This is a genomic window from Achromobacter sp. NFACC18-2 (genome assembly GCF_900108985.1).
Taxonomy (GTDB): Bacteria; Pseudomonadota; Gammaproteobacteria; order Burkholderiales; family Burkholderiaceae_B; genus Achromobacter.
In genome coordinates this window covers 141688-167233 of sequence record NZ_FNYM01000001.1, presented here as the reverse complement: position 1 = coordinate 167233, position 25546 = coordinate 141688, and the positions used below count along the sequence as shown (strand labels likewise).

The window sequence follows — 25546 nt, the reverse complement described above, 5'->3', positions numbered from 1 at the left end:
CCCTGCGGCGGTTTTTCATTTGGCTGCGGTCCAAACCGCCAGTTCGTAGCCATCCGGATCCGTGAAATGGAAGCGGCTGCCACCCGGGAACGTGAACGCCTCGCGGCTGATGCGCCCGCCGGCTGCCTTGATACGCTGCTGGATTGCGGCCAGGTCATCGCCGTACAGGATCACCAGCGGACCGCCCGGGCGCACGGCTTCGCCCGTCGTGAAGCCGCCCGTCAGGCGGCCATCCGTGAATTCGCAATAGGTGGGCCCGTAATCCGTGAAGGTCCACCCGAAGACCTCGCCATAGAAGCGCTTGCTGCGCGCGATGTCGGCAACGTTGAATTCGATGTTGTCGATCTGGTTGTCCTTGCCTCTGGCGCCCATGCGCGTCTCCTTGATGGCGGCTGATTGAAAGCGGCCCGAACGGCCGCGTTTGCCCGTTCGCTATTGTAGGGATCGGAAAATTCAATCAACCCGGCCAAGGGCATGGTTGCTGACGGGTGCGGTTGAATTCGCCGATACACTCCCTCATGTAGATCAGTAGATCAGCATATGGAGTACATTTTGCGCCCTTCCCGTTTCATTCCCGCGCGGCACGCCTGTCCCCACGCCGCGGAGGCGCACGCATGAGCGCCCTGGCCAACATCCCCTTTTCCGTGCTGGACCTGGCCCCGATTGTGCAGGGGCGCGATGCCGCGGACGCCTTCCGCAATACGGTCGCGCTGGCGCAGCATGTCGAGCAGCTGGGCTACAACCGCTTCTGGCTGGCCGAACACCACAACATCAATGGCGTGGCCAGCAGCGCGACGGCCGTGCTGATCGGTCACGTGGCCGGCCACACCAAGACCCTGCGCGTCGGCTCGGGCGGCATCATGCTGCCCAACCACGCGCCGCTGATCATCGCCGAGCAATTCGGCACGCTGGAGACCCTGTACCCCGGGCGCATCGACCTGGGCCTGGGCCGCGCGCCCGGCAGTGACGGCGCGACGCAGCAAGCGCTGCGCCGCAGTCCGCGCAGCGGCCTCGAGTTTCCGGCGCTGGTCGAGGAACTGCGCGCCTTCCTGGCGCCTTCGCGACCCGGCCAGCCGGTGCGCGCCATTCCCGGCGAAGGCCTGGACATTCCGATCTGGCTGCTGGGTTCCAGCGATTTCAGCGCGCGCATGGCGGCCGAACTGGGCCTGCCCTTTTCGTTCGCGGGCCATTTTTCTCCCGAGGGCATGGCCGCGATGCGCCTGTATCGCCACCTGTTCAAACCCTCGGAGACCCTGTCGCGCCCGTATTCGATGATCGGCGTGCCGGTGATCGCCGCGGAAACGGACGAGGCCGCCCGTTTCCAGTCCACCACGCAGCAATTGAAGTTCCTGTCGCTGGTGCGCGGCCACCGTCTGCAATTGCAGCCGCCCGTCCAAAGCATGGACGGCTTGTGGAACGAATGGGAGCGCGAAGCGGTCAATCAGAGACTGGGCGCCTCCATCGTGGGCGGGCCGGATACCGTCAAGCGCGAACTCGAAGCCCTGGTCGCGGAAACCCAGGCCGACGAGGTCATGATCGTGTCCGACTTCTATGACATCGCGGACCGCCTGCGCTCTTTCGAAATCGTCGCCTCGTTGAAGAACGGCGCCGGCGTCTCCACCAAAACCGCGGCCTGAGGGCCGCCGACTGCGCTTGCGCACAGCGCCAACCATTGCGACGCAGCCGTGACCGGCTCTACTATTGGTCATCGGGCCTTTGGCAACCATGCGTCGCCGCCGCACGCCGGGGCGTAATCCGGGGGTCTTCGCCACTGCTTTTCGCCGCCCGCGCGGCAAGGATTTCATATGAGTATTGTTGAACTCACCAAAGACAGCTTCCAGGAAGCCATCACGCCCGACGGCACCCTGATCGTCGACTTCTGGGCGCCCTGGTGCGGCCCGTGCCGCGGCTTCGCGCCGGTCTTCGAGCAGGCGGCCACCGAACATCCGGACGTCACGTTCGCCAAGGTGAATACCGATGTGGAGCAGGAACTGGCCGGCGCGCTGGGCATCCGCTCGATCCCCACGTTGATGGTATTCCGCGAAAAAGTCCTGCTGTTCTCGCAACCGGGCGCATTGTCCGGCGGCCAGCTCAATGAGCTGCTGGCCAAGATCAAGGAAGTGGACATGGAGCAGGTCCACAAGGAAATCGCGGCGGCCCAGGACGGCCAGGACGCGTGAATGAGCAAGGGGCCCGGTTGGGCCCCTTCTTTTTGCACTGGCGCTGGACGACTCCCTTTGCGTCCCATGCGCCCTGCGTCGGGCTAGGAAATGACCTCCCACGCCGAACGGCCGCGCGTGATGTTCGCCACGGTGACCTCCAGTTCGGGCACGGCGGCGCGCGGCACCGCAAATAGCAGCGTCACGCCATCAGCGTCGTAGTCTTCCTGCCGGATCGCCGCGCCCGCCTGCGACAGGCGGGATTTCAGCAGCGCCATTTCCGCGAATCCGCACGCGCAGCGTACGGTTGCCAGGTCGACGATCTCGGTCCTTTCGGCCAGCCGCAGGCAATTGGCCGCGCAGCCGCCGTAGGCGCGCACCAGTCCGCCCGCACCCAGCTTGATTCCCCCGTACCAACGCACCACGAGCACCGCCACGCGATCCATGTCCTGGCCTTCGATGGCCTGCAGGATCGGCCTGCCCGCCGTGCCGCCGGGCTCGCCATCGTCGTTGAAGCGGTATTCCTGGCCGATGCGGTAGGCCCAGCAGTTGTGCGTGGCCTCCGGGTCGCTGTGTTCGGCAAAGAAACGCATGGCGTCTTCGATCGCCGCCACGGGCGCCGCGTACGCGACGAAGCGGCTCTTCTTGATGTCTTCCTGGTACGTGCAGGGCGCGGTCAACGTGTACGTCATGCCCGGCATTGTAAGTGCGTGGACCGGCGGCGCTAGCCGTGGCAGTCGGGGACTTCCTGGTCCAGGTAGACGTCGAACGCGACGTCGCGCGCCCACTTCGACGCCATGGACTTCCAGGCGCCGGCGCGGTCCCACGCGCGCATTTCCTGGCCGAGCCAGGCACGGGAGGCGTCGTCGCCCGCCCGCAGCAACCAGACCCGCTCCTGGCGCGCGCCGTCCGGCGTCAGCGTGGACGAGAATTTCTTCCATTCGGGAAAGCGCATCAGCGGCTCCCACACCGCGTCGTCGACCAGGCCGATATCGCAGGCGCCTTCGCGCACCGCGACCAGCGCGTCGGACGGCACGCGGTAGGTCTTGACGACCGCGCCCCAGCCCTGCGCCAGGGCCTGCGCGTGCGCGGCGGCCTCGGCCACGCAGACCGTGCGCCCCTTCGCGTCGGCGGGTTTGCGCAAAGGCGTGTCGCTGCGAATCACCGCCTTGGGGCGCGCGGCGTAGCCGGTGGGCTGCGCCGCCACCGATGCGGGCTGGCCGTTCGCGCGCTCGGCCAGCACCAGATCGACCTGGCCGGAAGCCAGCGCCGTGGCGGCCTGCCCCGCCGGCAACTGCACCAGGCGCACAGGCAGTTTCAGGCTGGCCGCCAGCTTGTCGGCGATGGCCGCGTCCAGGCCTTCCGGGGTGCGGATCTTGGCGCCGGCGGCGGGCGGCGGCGCCAGGTACGGCACGCCCACGACCAGTTCGCCGCGGGCGCGCGCCGCCGGGAAGGTCTCGGGCTGCGCCAGCGCGAGGCCCGCCAGCGCCAGGCTGGCGGCAAGGACGAATGGACGCAACCGCGACATCATGGCTTGCTCCGCGGCCTCAGACGTATTGATAGCGCAACAGGCGGTGCTTGAGGTTTTCAAGCACGAACTGGTCGATCAGCGCGGCCAGCACGGCGATGACCAGGATGTTGGTCATGACGCCCGTCATGTCGGCGATTTCGCCCGAATAGGCCAGCGAACGTCCCAGCCCCTTGCCGAAGCCGATCAGCATTTCCGCCGAGATCAGCGCGCGCCACGCATTGCCGAAAGCAAGCTGCGCGCCGGTGATGAGCTCGGGCATGACGGCGGGCAGGTACACCCGCTTGACCAGACCCCAGCGCGTGGCGCCCATGACGCGCGCCGCCGACACGTGCACGCGCTGCACGGATTCGGTGGCGTTCATGACGCTGAGCGCGGCCGGAAAGAACGCGGACAGCGCGACGACCACGATGATGGGCGTGTTGCCGAAGCCCATCACGATCAGGAACAGCGGCACCCAGGCGATGGACGGGATCGATTGCAGGATGACGATGGCGCTGCGCAGGACTTCGCGAAAGAAGAACAGCACGGCGGCCACCAGCCCGAAGCCGACGCCGGCCGCGAGCGCCAGGCCGTAGCCCGCGCCCAGGCGCCCCAGCGTGCCCATGAGGCTCTGGTGGAACGACTGCTTGCCCAGGTCTTCGAACAGGCGCTCGACCACCGCGGGCACGCCCGGCATGAGGAAGTCGGGGAGCGCGAACGCGGCCAGTTGCCAGAGGGCCAGGATGAACAGGACACCCAAAACGCCCGCAATGTGCTTGCGGGCGCCGGTCACACGAGTCGATGCGCTCAAAGCTTGCGAGCCTCTTGCCAGGACAGGTCGACGATGCTGGAGACGTCGTACGGCTTGCCGTCACGCGTCTTGAGCGATCCCTGGGCCTGCAGGATGTCTGCGATCTCCTGCATGCGGGCCGTGTCCTTGTCCGTCAGCTTGGGCGTGAACACCTGGGTGCTGATGGCCTCGGCGATGACCGTTTCGCGCGGAAGTTCGCCGCGCGAGAGCGTCTTGAGCGTGGGCTCGGCGATGAAGTAGGAGGCGATGAGCTTGGAGGCCTGCGCGGGTTCCTTCTGCAGCAGCGTGATGGCCTGGTTCTGCGCGTCCAGCGCCTTCCAGACGTCGTCCTTGCGCTTGGCGAGGGTCTCGCCGGACGTGATGACGACCATGCACGGGAAAGGCCAGGCCTGGCCCACTTCGTAGATCTGCTTGACCGGCGCGACCAGTTGCGCGATGCGGTCGTAGGGCTCGAACAGGAAGGCTGCATCCACGCGCTTGCCCACCAGCGACTGCACGGCGACCGCCGGGCTCACGCCCATGACGTTGACGTCGTCGGCCGACAGGTTGCCCTGCTTGAGCACGACGCCCTTCAGGACCACGTCCGCGGTGCTGCCCTCGGCTTGCGAAGCCAGGGTCTTACCCTTCAGGCCGGCGATGTCCTTGATGCCGGAATCGTCGCGCACGACCAGCGAGTGATAGCCCTGCTGCGCGCCGCCCACGACCTTCAGGTCCGCGCCCTTGGAGGCCCAGGCCACGGCGTTGGTGAACCCCAGCACGCCGATGTCGAGCTGGCCGCCGACGATGGCCTTGATGAGGTCGGTGCCCGACTTGAATTCGATCAGTTCGGAATCCAGGCCGGCTTTCTTGTAGTAGCCGCCCTCTTGCGCGACGATGGCCTGCGCATCGTCCATCACGCGCAGATAGCCCACGCGGAATTTCTCGGCGGCCATCGCGGGGGCCGCCGCCAGCAGCGCCGCGGCCAGCGGCAGGGACAACCATTGCTTCAGTTTCATCAGGAGCTCCAGGGAATTCACAATCGGGCGGCGCCAGGGCGCGCCCGTGGGGTATGTCAGAAAGCGGGTCAGGCGGCCAGCGCCATGTCCGAGTGCGCGCCCGAGCCGTCGACCGCAATGCCCAACAGGCGCAGGATCTCGCGCTTTTCGGCGGCCAGGTCGGCCAGGTCGTGGGTCTTGGCGCGGTGGGCCAGGTTGAATTCGCGCAGCACGCGCGCCGGGCGCGGGCTGAAAACGACGATGCGGTCGGCCAGGAACAGGGCCTCGTCGACGTCATGCGTGACCAGCAGCACGGTGGGCTTTTCCTGCGCGATGAGCTGGCGCAGCACGTCCTGCAGGCTCAGGCGGGTCAACGCGTCCAGGGCGCCGAAGGGTTCATCCATCAGCATGGTCTGGGGCTGCGCGATGAACGCGCGGGCCAGCGCCGCGCGCTGGCGCATGCCACCGGACACCTGGTGCGGATAGTAGTGTTCAAAACCCGCCAGGCTGACCCGGGCAAGCCATTCGCGCGCGGCGACGCGGGCGCGCTTCTTGGGGGTGTTCTGGAATTCCAGGGCCAGCGCCACGTTGTCTTCGAGCGTCAGCCAGGGATAGAGGGCGTGCTCCTGGAACACCAGCGTGCGGCTGGGATGCGGACCGGCGACCGGCTTGCCGTCCGCCAGCACGCGGCCTTGCGTGGGCATTTCGAGGCCCGCGGCCAGGTGCAGCAAGGTGGATTTTCCGCAGCCGGACGGTCCGACCAGCGCAACCAGTTCGCCGGTCTTGAATTCGCTGGTGAAGCCATCCACGACGGGCAGGTCGCCGAAGTGCTTGTGGACGTGATCGAAGGTCAGATTCATGGAAACGGATCGTGGGGGCGCGTGAAAAACGAGCCTCAAATCTAACAATTCGTTATATGAATCCAAACGATTGATATCGAATGTCTTTACTTCTTCCGGTAATAACGCATCAGATCGGCGCCGATTGGGCCTGCTGCCGGCTGGCGGCGCGCTGCAACCCGAAGGCGATCGCCAGGCCCACGAGCACGGACAGCGAGGCCGCCAGGAAGATCGCCGGATAGCCGAAGCCGCTGGAGATATAGCCGGCGACCGGTCCGGTCACGCCCAGCGCGAGGTCCAGGAAGGCCGAATAGGCGCCCAGCGCCGCGCCCCGGCTGCCGGCCGGCACGCGCGCCACGGCCTCGACGCCGATGGCCGGGAACACCAGCGCAAAGCCGCAGCCGGTCAGCGCGGCGCCCATCAGCGCCAGGCCGGGATTGGGCGCGAGCCACAGGAGCAACAGCCCCGCCGCTTCGACCAGGAAGGACACCTGCGCCACCCGGAAGCCGCCAAAGCGGGTGATGGTGCCGGCGAACAGCAGGCGCACGCCGATGAACGCGCCGCCGAAGGCGCTGAGCGCGTGGGCCGCGCCTTCCCAGGAGCGGCTGGCGTAGTACAGCGCCACGAAGGCGGCCAGGGTGCCAAAGCCCACCGACCCCAGGCCCAGCGCCATGCCGTGCGGAAAGACGCGCAGCACCACGCTCTTGAATGCCATGCGGTGCCCGCCGACGATGGCGACCGCGGCCCGGGCCATGGCCAGCCCCAGGCCGGCCAGCCCCAGCAGCAACACCGCCCCGCCCAGCGCGCCCATGCTCCAGTGCTTTTCAAGCTGCACGCCCAGCGGCGCGCCCAGCGCCAGCGCGCCGTAGGTGGCGATTCCGTTCCAGGAAATCACGCGGGCCGTGTGCAGCGGCCCTACCCGCGAGATCGCCCAAGTGGCCGCCCCGGTGCCCACCCAGCTTTCACCAAAGCCCAGCGCCAGGCGGCTGAGGATGATCGCCGTCAGGCTCAGCCAGTCGGTCCGTTCGAAGGCATACGCCAGCAGCAGGAAGATCCCGCTGACCGCGCATGCCGCCATGCCGATGACGACGGTCTGCTTCGGACCGACCGTGTCGGCCATGCGCCCGGCATGTGAGCGGCTGAGCAGCGTGGCCAGATATTGCACGCTGATCGCCAGGCCCGCCAGCACGGAGCCATAGCCCAGGTTGCCGTGCACGTAGCCCGGCAGCACGGCGAGCGGCAGGCCGATCGCCAGATAGCAGATGAAAGTGAAGAAAGCGATGGCGACGATGCGAGCCGTCAGCGTGAACGTGCCGATCTGCGCGCCATCGGGCGCGGCATGCTGGGTGGGAGACATTGGGAAAACAGGAGAATGCCTGGCCGGACACCGGCCAGGAACGGGCCGGATGATAGCGCGCGCGGGTTTCGTCGGGCTGAACGGAAACAAGAAACGGCGCACCCGACCGGGTGCGCCGTTTCATGGAAGGCCGTGCGGGATCAGGCCTCGATGCCGCGCGAGGACAGGTAGTCTTCGTAGCCGCCGCGATAGTCGACGATCTCGCCGGAAGGCAGGATTTCGATCACGCGCGTGGCCAGGCCGGACACGAACTCGCGGTCATGGGACACGAACACCAGGGTGCCTTCGTACTTTTCCAGCGCGAATTGCAGCGACTCGATCGATTCCATGTCCAGGTGGTTGGTGGGCTCGTCGAGCAGCATGACGTTGTGCCGGCCCAGCATCAGGCGGCCGAAGGTCATGCGGTTCTTTTCGCCCCCGGACAGCACCTTGGGCGCCTTGGGCAGGTCGTCCGCCGAGAACAGCAGGCGGCCCAGCACCGAACGGATCGACTGGTCGTCGTCGCCCGGCTGGCGATGGTTGCCCATCCAGTCCAACAGGTTGATGTCGGTCTGCAGGAAGTGGTCGGACACGTCCTGGGCCATGTAGCCCAGGTCGGCGTTGTCGGACCACTTCACCGTGCCCGAATCGGGTTGCAGGTCCAGGGCCAGCAGGCGCAGCAGCGTCGTCTTGCCGACGCCGTTGGCGCCGATGATCGCGATCTTCTCGCCGGCGTCGACCATGGCCGAGAACTTCGTGATGACCGGCGCGTCGTAGGCCTTGGTCAGGTTTTCGACGGTGACGGCCAGGCGGTGCATGACCTTGCTCTGCTCGAAGCGGATGTACGGGTTCTGGCGCGACGAGGGCTTGACCACGACCTGGTCGGCCTTGATGCGGTCGATCTGCTTCAGGCGCGAGGTGGCCTGGCGCGACTTGGACTTGTTGGCCGCGAAGCGGCGCACGAAGTCCTGAAGTTCGGCCACGCGTTCCTTGGCCTTGGCGTTGTTGGCCACCAGGCGTTCGCGGGCCTGGGTGGAGGCCAGCATGTAGTCGTCGTAGTTGCCGGCGTAGATGCGGATCTCGCCGTAGTCCACGTCGGCCATGTGCGTGCACACCTGGTTCAGGAAGTGGCGATCGTGGCTGATGATGATCATCGTGCTCTGGTAGCCGTTGAGCACGTTTTCCAGCCAGCGGATGGTGTTGATGTCCAGGTTGTTGGTGGGCTCGTCCAGCAGCAGCACGTCGGGATTCGAGAACAGCGCCTGCGCCAGCAGCACGCGCAGCTTCCAGCCCGGCGCCACTTCGCGCATGGGCAGGTTGTGCAGGTCCACGGCGATTTCCAGGCCCAGCAGCAGCTCGCCCGCGCGGGCTTCGGCGGTGTAGCCGTCGTATTCCGCGAACTTGGCCTCCAGGTCGGCCGCGCGCATGTAGTCGTCTTCGGTCGCTTCCGGGTTGGCGTAGATGGCGTCGCGCTCGGACATGGCGGCCCACATCTCGGTGTGGCCCATCATCACGACATCCAGCACACGCAAGTCTTCAAACGCGAACTGGTCCTGGCGCAGCTTGCCAAGGCGCACCCCGGGCTCGAGCGAAACGTTGCCGGCGGAGGGTTCGAGGTCGCCGCCGATGATCTTCATGAACGTGGACTTGCCCGACCCATTGGCCCCGATCAGCCCGTAACGGTTGCCTTCCCCGAACTTGACGCTGACGTTCTCGAAAAGGGGTTTGGGACCGAACTGGATGGTGAGATTGGCGGTGGATATCACGGTGTATTTGCGTTTGAAGGCGCCCGAAGGCGCATGCGGGGAAACCGGCTAGTGTAGCAAAGGAGCTGCGGCCCCAATTTGGGCCGCCCCGGCGCCCGCGCCGCCCGGATCAGTGGTGATGCTCGTCCAGCACCAGGTGCGCGAGACCTTTTTCGGTGGCGATGCCCACCTTCTGGCCGATCGGCAAGGTGGCCTTGGTGGCGACGTGGCCGTAAGGCAGGCCGGTGATGACCGGCACCTTGACCGTCTTGCGCAGCCAGGCCACGACCTCGTGCAGATCGTACCCCTTGTCGTGGGGCGCCAGGCGGTATTCGGTGAAGCGGCCCAGCACGATCGCCTTCTGCCTGGCCAGGATGCCGGCCTGCCAGAGCTGGATCAGCATGCGTTCGACGCGATAGGGATGCTCGGCCACGTCTTCCAGAAAGAGGATGCCGCCGCGGATCTTGGGCATATAGGGCGTGCCCAGCAGCGAGGCCACCATGGCGAGGTTGCCGCCCCACAGGATGCCGCGGGCGTCGACAGGGTCGGCGTCCTGCGTTTCAAAGCTGAGAATTTCCAGTTCGCCGCGCATCAGTTCGCCGAACAGCGCTTCGGTCAGGTCGTCGACCTTCTTGCCGCCGAAATCCTGGACGGCCGTAGCGCCCGAATAGCTGACCGCGCCGGTCTGCGCCAGCAGGGCCAGGTTGAACGCGGTGAAATCGCTCATGCCGACAAAGCGCTTGCCGCTGTCGGCCATGGCTTTCCAGTCGATCGCGTGCAGCAGGCGGCCCAGGCCGTAGCCGCCGCGCGTCACCATGACGATGGGCAGTTTCTGCTTGGCGGCGCGCGTCAGGCTGGCAAGGCGCTGCGCGTCGGTGCCGGCGAATCGCTGATGCTCGGCCAGCGCGGTGCGGTCCAGGGCGGTCTTGAAGCCCTGCCCCTCCAGCCGCTCGCGCGCCAGCGCGACGGTGGCCGGGTCGCGCACGGCCGAGGATGGCGAAATCAGGTAGATGCCGCGGGCGTCCGGCAGGGGGCCGTGGGCATGGCCGTGATCGTGGCCGCAGTCGTCGCCGCAGTCCGGGCCGTGATCGTGCGGGTGATCGTGGGCCGGGACGGCGGCGGCCCGGGCGCGGCGCGCCTTGGCGGCGGGCTTGGCGGCGGGCTTGGCGGCTTTGGGGGTGCTCATGCGATGGATTCCTTGGCGCGGCGTTCGCGGAAGAACTGGCGCAGCAGGTCGCCGCAGGGTTCCGCCAGCACGCCGCCGGTGACTGAAGTGTGATGATTGAGCTTGGGCACGGACCCGACGTCCAGCACGCTGCCGCAGGCCCCGGTCTTGGGATCGTAGGCGCCGAACACCACGCGGGCCAGGCGCGCGTGCAGCATGGCGCCGATGCACATGACGCAGGGCTCCAGCGTCACATAGACCGTGATGCCGGGCAGCCGGTAGTTTTCGAGCTGGCGCGCGGCGCCGCGCAAAGCGACGATCTCCGCGTGCGCGGTCGGATCGTGGTCGATGATGGTGCGGTTAAAGCCCCGGCCCAGGATCTCACCCTGGGCGGACACGACCAGCGCGCCCACGGGCACCTCGCCGATGTCGTAGGCGGCCTGGGCCTGTTCCAGGGCCAAACTCATGAATCGGGCGTCCTGTTCGGTCCAGGGCGGGACGGCCGCCACGGCGACCGGCTCAACCACGGTACACCCGCGATTTCAGGGCGGTGCGGCCGGCCAGGCTGGTGACGGCCTCTTCCAGCCATTGATAGAGTTCGGCCTGCTCGTCGTAGCGGGCCTGATTCAGGTTGGACACGCGGCCTTCTTCGATGAAGCCCCAGGCCCGGCTGCGCTTGTCGCGGTGCTTGGGATCCCAGACGCCGAAGGCAAAGCCGCCGGCGCGGCGGATCAGCGAAAAGCAGGGAATGTCGGTGTAGCCGTCGCCCACGAAGACCATCTGGTCGAACGGCACGCGCAGGCGATCCTCGGGCACCTTGCGGTTGACCTCGAACGGCTTGTTGCGGAATTCGCGGCCGATGATGCCCTTCTGGATATGGAAGAGATACCGGGTCTTGTCGGTGAAGCTGACGATGCGGCGCGGGAACGCGATGCCGCCGTCGTCGCCGTAGACGAACTCGGATGCCCAGATCTCGGTGAATTCGTGCGCGATCGGGGTGGCGCGGACCACGTCGCCGATGCCGCTGGAAATCAGGTAGAACTCCAGTTGCACCTGAGGATGCTCGGCGCGCACGGCGGCGCGCAGGCGCTGAAACAGCGTGGACACGCCGTCGTGCAGGTCCAGCCGCGCGCCCCAGTCCTTCAGGCGCTGCTGCGTGATGAGGCCGTGCTGCCCCGCCTGGGACAACTGGATCATCTTGTAGAGGTAGGCGGGCACGGGGTCCCAGTCCTGCTGGAACAGCAGCGGGTCGACCTGTTCCTTCCAGAAGGCGGCCGTGTCCACCCCGATGCTGTCCAGGAAACCGGACGTGCTGTCCGAAGCCAGCGTGTCGTCGAAATCGAAAATCAGGGCGATGACGTCGGACATGAATATGCGTGAAATAAGGCGACAGCCGCCATTTTGCCTGAATGCGGCAGCGGCTGCGCCCTCACGCACTGCCCTACTGGCGGATGGGCGAGCTCATCGTGCCCGTGCCCGGCGCAGGCGCCATGCCCGGTGCGGGCGCCATACCCGGCGTGGTGCCGGCCGGCGCCATGGTGTCGGCGGGCACCTGGATCACGGTTTCGCGCAGCACGCCGCCGCCCTGCACGCTGCCTCGCACGTTGGTGGGCGAGGTCATCTGCGTGATGCAATTCTGGCGCTGCACTTCCGGCAGGCGATTGCAGCGGGCCAGCATGTTCTGCTGGAGTTGGTCAGGACTGCCTTCCTGCAGATTCTGGCGGCTACGCTCCTGGCGCGCGGCGCCGGCCTCGCGCAGGCAGGCATCCAGCGATTGCCCGGTGGTGCCGCTCTTGCAGGCCGCAACGTCCTGCTGGTAGCGGGATTGCGACGAGCCGTTGGTGTCAGCAGCGCTGGCGGCGCCGGACGCCAGCATCAGGCCGGCCGTGCAGAGAATCGCAGCAAGACGCTTCGAGGGCATGGAAACAGGTTTCATGGTCAGCTCCTTTAGAAGAGATTGAACCCGGGCGGCGCGTCGTTGCGTTGCGCTGCCCACTGACCTCACTATCCCATGACGGCGCGGTGGGGGACATGTCCAGCGACGTGAATTCGTAAGGTTACGTTTCAGCGCTGAAAAATGGGGACGCAAAAAGATCAGCGGGCGTCCTTGTCCGCTTCGGCCTTGGTCAAGCGGCTGCGATAGGTGGCGGCGCGCATCAGCAGCATGGCCGTGACCGGGGACGACACAATCAGCAGCAGCGTGATGATGACCTCATGAAACACCGGCCGCGCGGACATCGCCGAAAACACCAGGATGGAGGCCGCCAGCACGCAGGCGCAACCCAGGGTATTGCCCAGCGTGGGCGCGTGGATGCGCGACTGGAAATCGCGGAAGCGCAGCAGACCGGCCGAGCCGGTCACGGCAAGCAGGCCGCCCAGCACCAGCAGGATGCTGGCGGGAATGGAGGCCCACAGCGGAAGGTCGAACTCCATCATGGCTCGATGACCTCGCCGCGCAGCAGGAAACGCGCCATCGCGGTGGATCCCACGAAGCCAAAGAGCGCGATCAAGAGCGCGATGTCGAAATAGACGGACGTGCCGGAACGGATGCCGAACACCAGCATCGTCAGCATGCCGTTGATATACAGCGTGTCCAGGGCCAGGACGCGGTCCTGGGCGGTGGGACCGCGCAGCAGTCGGATGGTGGCAAGCACCATGCCCAGCGCAAAACACAGCAAGGCAAAGGATGCCGCCCAATACAGTACGGAATTCATTCAAACATCTCCATCAACGGGCGCTCGTAGCGCTGTTGCACCAGCTCGAACCAGTGGTCTTCGTTCTGCAGGTCCAGCACATGCAGCTTCAGGCTGTGGTCCTCGGTCAGGTCCACCCAGACGGTGCCGGGCGTATACGTGACGATGCAGGCCAGCAGTGCCAGGCCATGCGGGTCGCGCATGGTCAGGGGGATCTTGATGAACCCGGGCGAAAACTCATTGGGACGCGGATTGAGGATCAGCTTTGCCACCGCGATGTTGGAACGGATGATGTCCAGCGTCACGCGCAACATGAGCGGAACCGCCTTCCACAGCCGGCGCGGCCGCGCATGCAAGGGGCGCAGGCGCGCGGCGGCCCAGGTGAACCACAGCGCCAGCGCGAGGCCCAGCGCGATCTGTCCGGGCGAAACGCTTTCGTTCAGAACCAGCCACAGGACGAACAGGAGCGTGGGCAGGATCAGGAAGTAAAGTCGGCGCATCAGCTTCCTCCCATGGCGCCGCGCACGGTCTGCGCGGACATGACGGCGTCGATATAGGATGCGGGCTGGTCCAGCGACCGGGCGGCATCGTCCAGGTAGGCCGATACCGGTCCAGCGCCCGCGGCCAGGCCCACGCACAGCAGCACCAGCACCGCCACCGGGCCGGCCTCGATGAGGCGCAGCCGCGGCGTGCTGCGGTCGTCGCTGGCCCAGAACACGCGGATGCCGGTGCGGCCCAGGCCGATCAGGCCCGCCAGTCCCGACACCAGCACCGCCGCCACGAGCAGCCAGGCGTCCCGCGGCGGCGCCGATTCGGTCGCGGCGGAGACGGCCGCCGACAGCAGCGAGAACTTCGCCACGAAGCCCGACAGCGGCGGCAGCCCGGTCACGAGCAAGGCGCAGGAGATGAAGGCCAGGCCCAGGAAGGCCATGGCAGCGGGAATCGCCACGCCCACCACGTCGTCGGACCGGTTTACCGAGGCGGGGTCGTCCAGGTCAAAGGCATCCAGGGTGACCGCCAGCACGTTGGCGCCGAAGCTGCGCGTGCGTTCGATCAGTTCGGCCAGCATGAAGAACGCGCCCGTCGTCAGCACCGAGCTGATCAGATAGAACAGCGCGGGCCCCGTCAGCGTGACGCCCGGCATGCCCAGCGCGGTCAGCAGCGTGCCGGCCGACACGATCACGCAGTAGCCGACCATTTTTTCCAGTTGCTGGGTCGCCAAAAGGCCCACCGCGCCGAACAGCAGCGTGGCCATCCCCGCGGCGAACATCCAGTCCAGGCTGAAGGCCGCGGGCGCGCCCGTGGGCAGCAGCAGCGACCCGATGCGCAGCAGCGCGTAGATGCCGACCTTGGTCATGATCGAAAACATGGCCGCGATCGGCGCGCCCGCCGAGCCATATCCCTTGACCAGCCAGAAGTTCAGCGGCCAGGCCCCCGCCTTGACCAGGAAGGCCACGCCCAGGATGGCGGCGCCCGCTTCGAACAGCATGCGGTCCACGCCCGCCAGGTTGCCGGCGCGCAGCGCCAGGTCGGCCATGTTGAGCGTGCCCGTCACGCCGTAGATCAGCGCAATGCTGATGAGCAGCAGGAACGAGGCCACCAGGTTCACGGCGATGTACTGCAGGCCCGCGCTGACGCGCGCCACGCCGGACCCGTGCAGCAAGAGGCCGTACGAGGCCGCGAGCAGCACTTCGAAGAACACGAACAGGTTGAACAGGTCGCCCGTCAGGAAGGCGCCGTTCAGGCCCATCAGCAGAAACTGGAACAGCGAATGGAAATGCACCCCGGCGCGGTCCCAGCGGGCCAACGCGTAGATCAGCGTGGCCAGTCCCAGCACGGCGGTCAGCGTCAGCATGACCGCCGCCAGGCGGTCCACCACCAGCACGATGCCGAACGGCGCGGGCCAGTCGCCCACCAGGTAGGCCCCTACCCCGTTCGGCCAGACGTCCGGCACGCCGCCGCCGGCGACGAACAGCAAGGCGATCGCGGCGGCCAGTTGGGCCAGGGTCGACACCAGCGCGATGCCGCCGCGCGCGTAGCGGCTGGTGTCCGCAAGCAGCAGCATGGCCGCGCCCGCGACCAGCGGAATGATGATGGGCAGGACAGGAAGATGTTGAAGCCAGAAACTCAAGATTGGGACTCCCGTCCATCGACGTGGTCGGTGCCCGTGAGGCCACGCGAGGCCAGCAGCACCACCAGGAACAGCGCGGTGGTGGCAAAGCCGATGACGATGGCGGTCAGCACCAGCGCCTGCGGCAGCGGATCGGCATACCAGGAAGGATCATGCGCCGAGGCGGGGTCCACCACCGGCGGACGGCCGGAGGTCAACCGGCCCATGCCGAAGATGAACAGGTTCACCGCATAAGAGACCAGCGACAGGCCCATGATGAACTGGAACGTCCGGGGCCGCAGCAGCAGCCAGACGCCCGAGCCCGCCAGCACGCCGATCGCGGCAGCGTATATCAATTCCATCAGGCTTCTCCTGTTTGAGCGGCGGCCGCCTGGAGTTCGGCGGCGGCCTTGCGTTGCGCGCGCAGCGATTGGTGGGCCAGCGCCACCAGCACCAGCACGGTGGATCCCACGACCAGCATGTACACGCCCAGGTCAAAGAGCAGCACGCTGGACACATGCACGTGGCCGATCAACGGCAGCGCGACATCCCAGGCGAGCGCGGAAAGGAACGGCTTGTAGGCCAGCCACGCGCTCACCGCCGCGATGCCCGCGCACAGCAGCCCGATGCCGATCCAGTTCTGGGGGTTCAGCCGGCTGCGCGATTCGACCCAGTACACGCCGCCCACCATGTACTGCAGGATCACGGACGTGGCAAAGACCAGGCCGCCCACGAAGCCGCCTCCCGGCTGGTTGTGGCCGCGCAGGAGGAAGTACACGGAGATCAGCGCGCCGACCGGCAGCAGCAGGCGAACCAGCACCGCGGGCACCATCATCGACCCGGGCGGCAGCAGCGACTTGATGTCGGGCGCGTCGGGAATGCCGCCGTCCTGCTCTTTCTGCTGGCGCGGCAGGTCCGCGCTTTCCGCGGCCGGGCGGAAGCGGCGCAGCAGCGCGTAGACTGTGAGCGCCACGATGCCCAGCACCGTGATTTCCCCGAAGGTATCGAACCCGCGGAAGTCCACCAGGATCACGTTGACCACGTTGGTGCCGCCGCCGTCGGGCAGCGCCCGGTCGACAAAATAGGAGGAAATGGGATTGGTCTGTGGCCGCGCCAGCACCGCGTAGGCCAGCGCCGCCATGCCGGTGCCGGCCGCCACGGCCAGCGCCAGGTCGCGCAGGCGGCGACCGCGCGCCATCAGCGTGGCCTTGAGGCTTTCTTCGTCGTCCTGCTCGATGCGCCGCGGCAGCCAGCGCAGCCCGAGGAGCAGCAGCACCAGGGTCACGACCTCGACCGACAACTGCGTCAGGGCCAGGTCGGGCGCGGAAAACCAGACGAACGTCAGGCAGGTGATCAGGCCCGCCCCGCCCGCCAGCGCCAACGACGCCAGGCGGTGGTACTTGGCCTGGAACGCCGCGGCCAGCGCGCAGGTGCCGCCGACCAGCCACAACAGCGCGAATACCGGGTCGACCGGCGTCAGGCGCATCGCGCCGTCCAGCCAGCCCCCTGCCCGCAGCGGCAGCCACGCCACGAACAGCGTGCCCACGACGATCAGCACCATCTGCACCTGCAGGCGCGGGGACGACCCCCAGCGCAACAGCCACGAGGCCGCGACGCTGGAGCCCTCCAGCAGCGCCTCGAACGTGCGGCGGCCATCGAGGCGGTAGATGAACGGCACGCGACCGGGATTGGCACGCTGATGGGCGCGCAAGGCCAGGTACAGAAGCACCCCCGCCGTCGTCGCGACCAGGCTCATGGCCAGCGGCAGGTTGAAGCCATGCCAGACAGCCAGGCTGTATTCGGGCATGTTTTCGCCCAGGATGCTCTGCGCGGCGGTGGCCAGGAAAGGCCCGACGGTCAGGCTGGGCACGATGCCCACCAGCAGGCACATGAACACCAGCAGCGCGCTGGGCAGCAGCATCCAGCGCGGCGGCTCGTGCGGCGCGCGCGGCAGGTCGGTGGCCGGCGGGCCGAAGAACACCTGCAGGATGAAGCGCAGCGAGTAGGCGACGCTGAAAGCGCCCGCGATCGTGGCGAGCAGCGGCAGGCCGAGCTGCACGTACCGGTCGCCGCTGACGAAGGTGGTCTCGGCGAAGAACATTTCCTTGGACAGGAAGCCGTTCAGGAGCGGCACGCCCGCCATCGAGGCCGCGGCCACCATCGCCAGCGTGGCCGTGATGGGCATGGCCTTGTAAAGGCCGGACAACCGGGTCAGGTCGCGCGTGCCGGTTTCGTGGTCGACCACGCCGGCCGCCATGAAGAGCGAGGCCTTGAACGTGGCATGGTTCATCATGTGGAAGATGGCGGCCACCAGCGCCAGGGTGCTGTTCAGCCCCAGCAGCAGCGTGATGAGGCCCAGGTGGCTGATCGTGGAGTAGGCCAGGACGCCTTTCATGTCCTGCTGGAAGATCGCCGCGTAGGCGCCCAGCACCAGCGTGATCAGACCAAGGCCGCCGATGATCCAGAACCACTCGTCGGTGCCCGACAGGACCGGCCAGAAGCGCGCCAGCAGGAAGACGCCTGCCTTCACCATCGTGGCCGAATGCAGATAGGCCGACACCGGCGTCGGGGCGGCCATGGCGTTGGGAAGCCAGAAATGAAACGGGAACTGGGCGCTCTTGGTCAGCGCGCCCAGCGCCACCAGGATCAGCACGGCCGGATACCAGGGATCGGCCCGGACCAGATCGCCCGCCGCCAGCACGCGGTCCATGTCGTAGCTGCCCACGATATGGCCCAGGATCAGCACGCCGGCCAGCAGACACAGCCCGCCCGCCCCCGTGACGGTCAGCGCCATGCGCGCGCCGCGGCGCGCGTCCAGGCGATGGTGCCAATAGGCGATCAGCATGAACGACGCCAGGCTGGTCATTTCCCAGAACAGCACGAGCTGGATCAGGTTGCCCGAGAGCACCACGCCCAGCATGGCGCCCATGAACGCCTGGAAGAACGAGAAAAAGCGCGGCACCGGGTCTTCCGGCGACATGTAATAGCGCGCATACAGCACGACCAGCGCGCCCATGCCCGACACGATCAGCGCGAACAGCCACGCGTAGCCGTCCATGCGCAGCGTGAACTGGAGCCCCAGCGCGGGCGCCCAGGGCATGTCCGCCCGGATCACCCCGCCGTCGGCGACGTCGGGATACAGCGTAGCGACCAGAACCACGCAGGCAAGGGCGATGAGTCCAGCCAACCACGCCTCGGCGTTGCGGGCGTTGGACGGCAGCAGCGCGGCGCACAGGCTGCCGATGAACGGCAGAGCGAGGATCAGGATCAGCGACATGGCGTTCCGAGAATGTCCGGGCCCCCTCCCGCCAGCACGAGGCAGCAAGAGACGAAACAGACCGGGGATTGAAAGACGGACGGAACCCTGGCCCGGTGCGTCGCTGCACTACACGTTGCCCCGCGGGGACATCAACCAACGCCATTGAACGGCGCAGACAGAAACAAACGCAATAGCTTTCTTGCAAGACCGGGCAAGAATCTCATCCGAAAAATATCAGATTCTTGTAAGTTATGCAGAGATTTATGCATTTACCCGGCTAATGACAGCACGATGACTGCGCAATCAATGCGCAACAGACGCCGCTCAAATTGTGTTCTGGCGGATTTCACCGGGTGTAACGGGGGCTCAACCGACCGTCAGACAGTCTTTGTCCTGCAAATGCCGGCATTTCCGCCGAATTCACCGATCCACGATTGGATTTGAGATTCGTCATGGCAGGGACAATCCCGAGTTGACCCTGGGGGCATACCTGTGTGGAATTGCGCCCACGAGGCGTAGTCTTGCCGCACCCCGGCAATGCGCGCCTCACCGAAGCCGGTCCAAGAAGCCGGCCGGCTCGGAACAACAATATGGAGAAGACTCTTGAACGTGTTGTCACATGCCAAGGCCGTCCTGGCCGCCGCCGTCGCCGGCCTCTGCTTGACCTCCGCCGCCCAGGCCGCCGACCCCTACCCCAATAAGCCGATCCGGCTGATCGTCCCCTTTGCCGCGGGCGGCACCACCGATATCGTCGCCCGTATCGTGGCCGAAGGGCTGGGCCGTGAACTCGGCCAGCCCGTCGTCGTGGAAAACCGCGGCGGCGGCGGCGGCTCCATCGGCGCCGACGCCGTGGTGCGCGCCGAGCCCGACGGTTACACGCTGGGCGTCGCCACGGTCAGCACCATGGCGACCAATCCGGCCACCAACCCCAAGAACCCGTACAACCCGCTCAAGGACTTTGCGCCCATCACCAACCTGGTGAACGTGCCCAACGTCATGACGGTGAATCCGAGCGTGCCCGCCAAGACGCTGGCCGAGTTCATCGCCCTGCTCAAGGCCAATCCGGGCAAGTACAGCTACGCCTCGTCGGGCGCGGGCGGCATCAGCCACCTGGACGGTGAACTGTTCAAGTCCCTGACCAAGACCGACATGGTGCACGTACCGTACCGCGGATCGGGCCCGGCGCTGAACGACGTGATCGCCGGTCAGGTGAACGCGCAGTTCGACAACCTGCCCTCGTCCATCCCGCACATCCAGGCCGGCAAGCTGCGCGCCCTGGCCGTGGCCGCCCCCAAGCGCCTGCCCGCCCTGCCGGACGTGCCGACCTTCGCCGAAGGCGGCCTGCCCGACATGGACAACATGGCCTGGTATGGCCTGGTGGCTCCCGCCGGCACGCCGCAGGCCGTGATCGACCGCGTCCACGCCGCGGCGGTCAAGGCCCTGAAGGATCCGAAGATCGCCAAGCGCCTGGCGGACGGCGGATCGCTGGTGGACGGCAACACGCCCGCCCAGTATGCCGCGCAGATCAAGCATGAACTCGAACTGCGCCAGCGCATCGCCAAGGACCGCAACATCGTCCTGACGAACTGACCGACGCCGGCGAAGGGGCGCTTGCCGGGTGCAAGCGCCCTTTTTGCCCCGCCGCGCAGTGTTGCCGGCTTGACTGCAAATGCCCGGGTGGTAGCATCTGCCCCCGTGCGATCCGACATTTCCCCCCTTCCCTGCGTCACCTGCGCCCTCTGCGCCCTGCGCTCAACGATGTTGAGCTCGCAGGAGGTCGCCGCGCGTTCCGCTTACGCGCGGTCCAAGCCCGGCTAATCGCCCGCCCCTCCCCTTTCTGACTCATTGCTCCGGCCCGTTGCCGGCTGCCTGCGCACATCCACGCGCCTTGCAGCCCGCACCCGGCCGGCGGGCGCACTGCCGCGTGGCGGGCGCCCGCATTCCCCTTCGCCTGCGCCAGCCCACAACGGCTCGCGGGCGGCCACGCACCGTTTTCGTTCAAGCGCCATGCAACTCACCAAGAAATTCGTCAAAGCCAAGAACCCCTGCGCGGGTGGCTACAAATGGTTTATCCGCGACCACAACGGCCAGGGGGACTACCAGGCCGTGCTCGATGCCCTGGTCGCCGATGGCCGTGTCGGCGACGCCTGCTGGCTGCTGGACCAGTTCGGCCCCACCGATGCGGTGCTGCGGCTGGACAGCCTGGATGCCAACGCCATCGTGTTCGCCGGCACGCTGGAAGTGCGCATGGGCATCAGCGTGGACACGGTGGTGCGCGCGGGCCGCAGCATCGTCACGGGCGGCGGGATCCGAGCGGGCGAATCGATCGTCGCCGGCGAGAACATCGCGGCCGGCGGCAACATCGCCAGCGGCGGCAACCTGCGCGCGGGCGGCGACGTGGCCGCCGATTGGGGCATCGAGACCGCCACGCGCCTGGACTGCGGCGGCAACGTGCGCGCCAAATGGGACATCTGCGCCGGACAGGACCTGGCCGTGACGGGCCACCTGCACGCGGGCCAGGACATCGCCACGCAAGGCGCCATCAAGTGCGGGCAAGGCATCAAGGCCGGCGGCGCGGTGCGCGCCGAGAAGGAAATCCATGCCGCCTGCGGCATCCAGGCGGGCGGGGCAATCGAGTGCGGCGACCATCTCGCCTGCGGCTGGGGCCTGATCGCGGGCGACGACATCCGCGCCGAGGGCGCCATCCGGGCAGGCGAAGGCGTGCAGGCCGCCGGAGTCATCCAGGCCGGCTCGGGCCATGGCGTGTACGCCGGCCTGAGCGTGCGGCTGGACGCCTGGGACGTGTGCGCGCGCGTGGTCGCGCAAACGCGGCCGTCCCAGCTCGTGAGCGGGCACTGGGCGGGGGCCGACGACACGGGCCGCGCAGGCAGCGCGCCGGACGGCCAGCCCTGGAGCGGTTGGCTGGACGTGGGCGCGGGGCGCAGCGCCGGGCCCGCGCGCTAGCCGATCCTGCGCTGCTCCACGCCCATGTCGCGCCACGCCTCGCCGTGGCAGGTGAACATGAGGATCTGGTGCCGCGTTGCGGCGTCGAACAGCGCGCGCTTCATGAAGTCGCGCCGCGCGTCGTCGGTGTGCACCAGCGCGTCGTCCAGCAGCAGCAAGGTGGGCCGGCCCGCCTCGCGCAGCAGGTCCGCATAGGCAAAGCGCGCCAGGATGCCCAGTTGTTCGCGCGTGCCGAAGCTCAACGCGTCGAGCAGGTCTTCGCCGTTGCCGCGGCGCAGCGCCGTGGGCAGGAGCGCGTCGTCCAGGCGCAGCGCCGCGTCCGGAAACAATAGCGCCAGGTAGTGATTCAGCCGGCGGGCCAGCGGCGCCTGCAGGCGCTGCGTGGCCGCGGCGCGTTTGTCGGCCAGCAGCTTTTGCAGCAGATCCAGGGCGGCCGCGCGCCGCGCGAATTCGTCCCGGCGCCGTTGCAGGCGCTCGCACGCCGACTGCGCTTCGGAGAGGCGTTCGCCCAGCCCCTGCGCGCCGGCCTGATCCAGCTTGCCCTGCAATTGGAGGATCTCGCCGTGGCGCTTGAGTTGCGCCTCGCGCTCGATGGCTGCGGATTTCTCGAAGCGTTGCATGTCCTGTTCGGCAAGGTCCGGCCGGTGTTCGGCCAGCGCCGCCTGGGCGGCGCGCACCCGCTGTTCGAGCTGGTCGTGGCCGCTGCGCACTTCGGCAAGGCGTCCGGCGCGGGCCTGCCGCTGCGCGGCCCGCTCGGGCGACTGCAATTCCGCGCCGCGCGCCTGCGCCTGCCCTTCCAGCACATGGGCGCGGGCCGCGTCCGCGTCAAGGGCGCGCTGCGCATCGACGAGCGCCTGCTCCGCCTGGACCGCCACGGCCTCGGCTTCGCGCAGCGCCTGGACGGCGGCGGGCAGATCGTCGTCGGGCGTGTCCGAGTCCGCCGACGGGACGCCGGCCGCCGGGTCGCTTGCCGCCGGTTCGCCTTCCGCCAGTTCGCCGGCCACCAGATCGCCGGCCGCCGGCAGCTTGGACAGGCGCTCCTGCAATTGCGACCTGCGGGCCAGCGCCTCGTCGCGTTGGGTCCGCAGCGCATCCACGCCCCGTGGCGCGTGGATGGCCAGGGTCTTGCGCATGGCGTCCAGTTCCCGTTGCAAGGCGCCATAGCGCGCGTGGCGCTGTTCCGCTTCGGCCAGGGTTTCGACGTCCGCGCGTTTGAGCAAGGCGGCGAAGGCGGCCTCGGCGCGCGCCAGATCGCGCTGCAGGGCTGGCAGGTCCTGGCCCCCGGGCTCGATCTGGAACCGGCCCACGCCCGGGAGATCCAGCTCGGCGGCGGCGGTGATGAGGACCTCGCCGGCACCGTCGACCGGCTTGCCATCCAGCAGGGCCTGGCGGCCGGCATCGAGCCGATAGCGCAGGCGCGTGGCGACGGACTGCTGCTGCAACTGCAGGTTGCCGACCTCGCGCCCCGCCTTGCGCAGCGCCTCGATCTCGGCGTCCGACATCTCAAGGCGGACCGCCTCGGCCTTCAGGGCCGACCCCTCGGCGATCAACTGCGCCACCGCGTTCAGGGCGCCGTCCAGGCGTTCGATCTCGGGACTGAGCTGGGCCAGTTGGCGGTCCAGGTCGCGGCGGTCGGCCAGGGCCTGCAACTGCGTCACGCGCCGACGGGCGGACTCGAGCGCCGCGGCACGGGCCTGGCGCTGCTGCTGCGCGCGGGCCAACGGCTCCTGCGCGGCCTGCACATGGGCGCGGGCGGCGCGCGCGTCGCGCAGCAGCGCCTGATAGTCGGTGTCGTCCTGTTGGTCGCGCCGGACCTGGTCCTGCAACAGGGCGAGCGTCTGGGCGGCCTGGGACTGCTCGCGCTGCAGGCTTTCGAACGCCTCGCGCTCCTTGGCCAGCGCCGCCAGGCGCGCGCGAGCCTGGGCGGCCTTGGCCTCGAAGTCCTTCCAGGGCTGCGTCGCCTGCGCGCTTTCGTGCTCGCGCCGCAGCACGGCCAAGCGGTCGACGTCCGCATTGAGCTGGGCCATGGCCTGCTCGCACTCGTCGCGTTCGGCGGCGGCGCGGACGAAGGCGTCTTCGGCCTCTTTGTAACTGCCCTTGGGACGGCCGTTGCGCGCATCCAGCAGCGCGGCGCGCTCCGCGGACACGCGCTCGAACAGGCGGTCGCCGTCGCCGGAGGCCAGCTCGCCGGACAGTTGGGTCAAGGCGTCGCGCAGATGCGCGCCCGCGTGGCTGGCGGCCTCCTGGAGGTTCTGGCCGTCGCCCTGGCGTATCCAGAGCAAGCCCGGAACGCCGGCCAGGTCCGGTTTGCTCTGGCCGCGTCCGGGCAGTTCGAAGCCGAGCAAGGCGGCCAGCGCGTTCTCGGCTTCTTCGCCGTCCAGCCGCTGCGCGCCGTCGTCGATGACGAGTTCACAGCGGGCCCGCGACAGGAACTGCTTCTTCAGCACGTACGCGTGATCCGCGTGGGTGAAGGCCAGTTCGACGGTGGGGCGCGCGCCCGACTCGCCGCGCGGCGCCAGGTCGGCGACCTTGCTGGTGCTGTAGCGTTCAAGAAACGCGGCCCGGATGGCGGCGGCCACGGTGCTCTTGCCCGCCTCGTTGGGACCGACGAACAGGTTCAGGCCGTCCTGCAGCCCTTCCAGGGACAGCGGCTGGCGGAACTTGCGGAATTCTTCGAGGAAGATGCGCGACAGTTTCATTTTGCGGCTCCCGGCGCAAGCGTCTCGCGCTGGAACCGCAGCAACAGCCGCAACGCCTCGCCGGCCACGGCGGATTGCTCCTCGTCCGCCTGCAATGCCTGCAACTGGGCGGCGACCTCGCCCACGTAACCGCTGGCGCGCAGCTCCGCCAGGTCGGCCTCGTCGGGCTCCAGGCGCAGGCCCGACAGGTCGGGCAGCAACGCCCTCACCTGCGCGGCGGCCTGGTCCACCGCCTGTTGCAGCGCGTCCCAGGTTTCCAGGTTGACGTGGCCCTGCACGTCCAGGCGCAGGACGTCTTCGGGCCGCAGCGCGGCCATGCGTTCGGCCAGCGCCTGGGCATCGGTGGGCAGGCTGAGGGTTTCGGTCCAGGCGGACCAGCGGTACTTGCCGGTGGCGATGCGCTCGACCACGGGCACGGCGCCAGCCTCGGCGATGCGCACGTCCAGCACGTAGCCGGGCTCGTTGCCACGAAAGCGGTCCTGTTCGGGCGTGCCGGCATACCAGGTGCGCTCGTCGATGGCCAGGCAGCCGTGCCAATCGCCCAGCGCCAGATAGTCCAGCCGGGCGCGCGCCGCGCGGTCCGGTGCAATGGGGTTGGTGGCATCGACCGTGTCGGGCAGGCGGCCTGCGACGCTGCCGTGCGCCAGGCCCACGCGCGAGCGGCCGGGCGCGGACGCCAGCGCGTCGAACGCCTGGGTGACGTCGTCGTAGGTGTGGCGCTGCGTGAGCGGCGCGGCAAGGACGGCCAGATTGGCATCCGGCAGATCCACCACGCCTGTGGCGAGCGGAACGTGGACATTCGCGGGGATGCAGCCCAGCTGCATGGCGCGGCTCCAGACGCTGTCCGCCAGCGCCGCGTCGTGGTTGCCGGCGATCATTACCCATGGCCCGGCGTAGCCCGCCATGGCGGCAAAGAGACGCCGGATCGTGCGGTCCGACACGCCTTGCGTGTCGAAGACGTCTCCGGCGACCAGCACCGCGTCCACGCGGCGCTCGGCGGCCAGGGCGGCGATGCGGGCGACGACGTCGAAGCGGGCCTCGGCCAGCATGGCGGCATCGTCGGTTTCGAACTGGCCGTACTGTCGGCCGATCTGCCAGTCGGCAGTGTGCAGGAAATGGGTCATGCGGCGATTTTGGCACAAAGAAACGGACGCTCCCGCCGCAGCCCGCGCGCATTTGTCCACCCAAAAGCAACGGGCCGCGTTGGCGCGGCCCGTGGGCATTTGCGTTCGCGCCCGCGGCGCGAATGGGTTGAACCGTCCCGTAGCGACGGGGTGGACCG

At 68.1% G+C, this 25546-nt stretch carries 24 protein-coding genes; 4 read left to right on the top strand and 20 right to left on the bottom strand.

The window, feature by feature from the left end:
* Window positions 1-15 precede the first annotated feature (15 nt).
* Window positions 16-372 (bottom strand): VOC family protein, encoded by a 357-nt coding sequence (locus tag BMW75_RS00815; protein ID WP_092575544.1) that lies wholly within the window; start codon window positions 370-372, stop codon window positions 16-18.
* 242 nt (window positions 373-614) lie between these two features.
* Between BMW75_RS00815 and BMW75_RS00810 the strand changes: the two genes are divergently transcribed.
* On the top strand, window positions 615-1637 hold the full coding sequence (locus BMW75_RS00810) for an LLM class flavin-dependent oxidoreductase (RefSeq protein ID WP_092575541.1): 1023 nt from the start codon (window positions 615-617) through the stop codon (window positions 1635-1637).
* A gap of 168 nt (window positions 1638-1805) precedes the next feature.
* Complete coding sequence (locus BMW75_RS00805) at window positions 1806-2180, top strand: thioredoxin family protein (RefSeq protein ID WP_076521074.1); 375 nt, start codon at window positions 1806-1808, stop codon at window positions 2178-2180.
* Between the two features lie 83 nt (window positions 2181-2263).
* On the opposite strand, the gene BMW75_RS00800 is transcribed toward BMW75_RS00805, so the two are convergent.
* The 17 genes from BMW75_RS00800 to BMW75_RS00720 all read right to left on the bottom strand — a co-directional run bounded on the left by BMW75_RS00800 (window position 2264) and on the right by BMW75_RS00720 (window position 18619).
* Complete coding sequence (locus tag BMW75_RS00800; protein ID WP_092576244.1) at window positions 2264-2851, bottom strand: IMPACT family protein; 588 nt, start codon at window positions 2849-2851, stop codon at window positions 2264-2266.
* A gap of 32 nt (window positions 2852-2883) precedes the next feature.
* Window positions 2884-3690, bottom strand: a complete 807-nt coding sequence (locus BMW75_RS00795) for a transporter substrate-binding domain-containing protein (RefSeq protein ID WP_092575538.1) — start codon at window positions 3688-3690, stop codon at window positions 2884-2886.
* Window positions 3691-3706: 16 nt separating this feature from the next.
* Window positions 3707-4480, bottom strand: a complete 774-nt coding sequence (locus tag BMW75_RS00790) for an ABC transporter permease (protein ID WP_076521076.1) — start codon at window positions 4478-4480, stop codon at window positions 3707-3709.
* Window positions 4477-5475, bottom strand: coding sequence for an ABC transporter substrate-binding protein (locus BMW75_RS00785; RefSeq protein WP_092575535.1), 999 nt, complete (start codon window positions 5473-5475; stop codon window positions 4477-4479). The genes BMW75_RS00790 and BMW75_RS00785 overlap by 4 nt, the downstream gene beginning before the upstream one ends.
* 68 nt (window positions 5476-5543) lie before the next feature.
* A complete protein-coding gene (locus tag BMW75_RS00780) occupies window positions 5544-6314 on the bottom strand; it encodes an ABC transporter ATP-binding protein (RefSeq protein ID WP_092575532.1) in 771 nt (256 codons plus the stop codon).
* Between the two features lie 109 nt (window positions 6315-6423).
* Window positions 6424-7650 (bottom strand): MFS transporter, encoded by a 1227-nt coding sequence (locus BMW75_RS00775; RefSeq protein WP_092575530.1) that lies wholly within the window; start codon window positions 7648-7650, stop codon window positions 6424-6426.
* Between the two features lie 140 nt (window positions 7651-7790).
* Window positions 7791-9395: an ABC-F family ATPase gene (locus tag BMW75_RS00770; protein ID WP_092575526.1), complete on the bottom strand. Its 1605-nt coding sequence runs from the start codon at window positions 9393-9395 to the stop codon at window positions 7791-7793.
* 109 nt (window positions 9396-9504) lie between these two features.
* Entirely contained in the window at window positions 9505-10560 is a 1056-nt protein-coding gene (locus BMW75_RS00765; protein WP_092575523.1) for an LD-carboxypeptidase, read from the bottom strand.
* The gene (tadA, locus tag BMW75_RS00760) at window positions 10557-11048 is read right to left on the bottom strand and encodes a tRNA adenosine(34) deaminase TadA (protein ID WP_092576241.1); all 492 of its coding nucleotides are present in this window, start codon (window positions 11046-11048) and stop codon (window positions 10557-10559) included. The genes BMW75_RS00765 and tadA overlap by 4 nt, the downstream gene beginning before the upstream one ends.
* Window positions 11049-11058: 10 nt before the next feature.
* Window positions 11059-11907, bottom strand: coding sequence for an HAD family hydrolase (locus BMW75_RS00755; RefSeq protein ID WP_092575520.1), 849 nt, complete (start codon window positions 11905-11907; stop codon window positions 11059-11061).
* 73 nt (window positions 11908-11980) lie between these two features.
* A complete protein-coding gene (locus tag BMW75_RS00750) occupies window positions 11981-12475 on the bottom strand; it encodes a hypothetical protein (protein ID WP_254791896.1) in 495 nt (164 codons plus the stop codon).
* Between the two features lie 158 nt (window positions 12476-12633).
* Entirely contained in the window at window positions 12634-12975 is a 342-nt protein-coding gene (mnhG, locus tag BMW75_RS00745) for a monovalent cation/H(+) antiporter subunit G (RefSeq protein ID WP_092575514.1), read from the bottom strand.
* Window positions 12972-13253: a K+/H+ antiporter subunit F gene (locus tag BMW75_RS00740; protein ID WP_076521085.1), complete on the bottom strand. Its 282-nt coding sequence runs from the start codon at window positions 13251-13253 to the stop codon at window positions 12972-12974. Before BMW75_RS00740 ends, mnhG begins: the two co-directional genes overlap by 4 nt.
* Complete coding sequence (locus BMW75_RS00735) at window positions 13250-13732, bottom strand: Na+/H+ antiporter subunit E (protein ID WP_076521086.1); 483 nt, start codon at window positions 13730-13732, stop codon at window positions 13250-13252. Before BMW75_RS00735 ends, BMW75_RS00740 begins: the two co-directional genes overlap by 4 nt.
* Complete coding sequence (locus BMW75_RS00730) at window positions 13732-15363, bottom strand: monovalent cation/H+ antiporter subunit D (RefSeq protein WP_092575512.1); 1632 nt, start codon at window positions 15361-15363, stop codon at window positions 13732-13734. The genes BMW75_RS00735 and BMW75_RS00730 overlap by 1 nt, the downstream gene beginning before the upstream one ends.
* Complete coding sequence (locus BMW75_RS00725; RefSeq protein WP_076521088.1) at window positions 15360-15704, bottom strand: Na+/H+ antiporter subunit C; 345 nt, start codon at window positions 15702-15704, stop codon at window positions 15360-15362. Before BMW75_RS00725 ends, BMW75_RS00730 begins: the two co-directional genes overlap by 4 nt.
* Window positions 15704-18619, bottom strand: a complete 2916-nt coding sequence (locus tag BMW75_RS00720; RefSeq protein ID WP_092575509.1) for a monovalent cation/H+ antiporter subunit A — start codon at window positions 18617-18619, stop codon at window positions 15704-15706. The genes BMW75_RS00725 and BMW75_RS00720 overlap by 1 nt, the downstream gene beginning before the upstream one ends.
* Before the next feature lie 585 nt (window positions 18620-19204).
* Here BMW75_RS00720 and BMW75_RS00715 point away from each other — a divergent pair.
* Both BMW75_RS00715 and BMW75_RS00710 read left to right on the top strand, forming a co-directional pair.
* Window positions 19205-20191, top strand: coding sequence for a Bug family tripartite tricarboxylate transporter substrate binding protein (locus BMW75_RS00715; RefSeq protein WP_092575506.1), 987 nt, complete (start codon window positions 19205-19207; stop codon window positions 20189-20191).
* Window positions 20192-20608: 417 nt separating this feature from the next.
* Window positions 20609-21565, top strand: a complete 957-nt coding sequence (locus tag BMW75_RS00710; protein ID WP_254791895.1) for a FapA family protein — start codon at window positions 20609-20611, stop codon at window positions 21563-21565.
* On the opposite strand, the gene BMW75_RS00705 is transcribed toward BMW75_RS00710, so the two are convergent.
* Both BMW75_RS00705 and BMW75_RS00700 read right to left on the bottom strand, forming a co-directional pair.
* Window positions 21562-24264, bottom strand: coding sequence for an AAA family ATPase (locus BMW75_RS00705; RefSeq protein ID WP_092575503.1), 2703 nt, complete (start codon window positions 24262-24264; stop codon window positions 21562-21564). The genes BMW75_RS00710 and BMW75_RS00705 overlap by 4 nt on opposite strands.
* Window positions 24261-25388: a metallophosphoesterase family protein gene (locus BMW75_RS00700; RefSeq protein WP_092575500.1), complete on the bottom strand. Its 1128-nt coding sequence runs from the start codon at window positions 25386-25388 to the stop codon at window positions 24261-24263. Before BMW75_RS00700 ends, BMW75_RS00705 begins: the two co-directional genes overlap by 4 nt.
* Window positions 25389-25546: the final 158 nt, after the last annotated feature.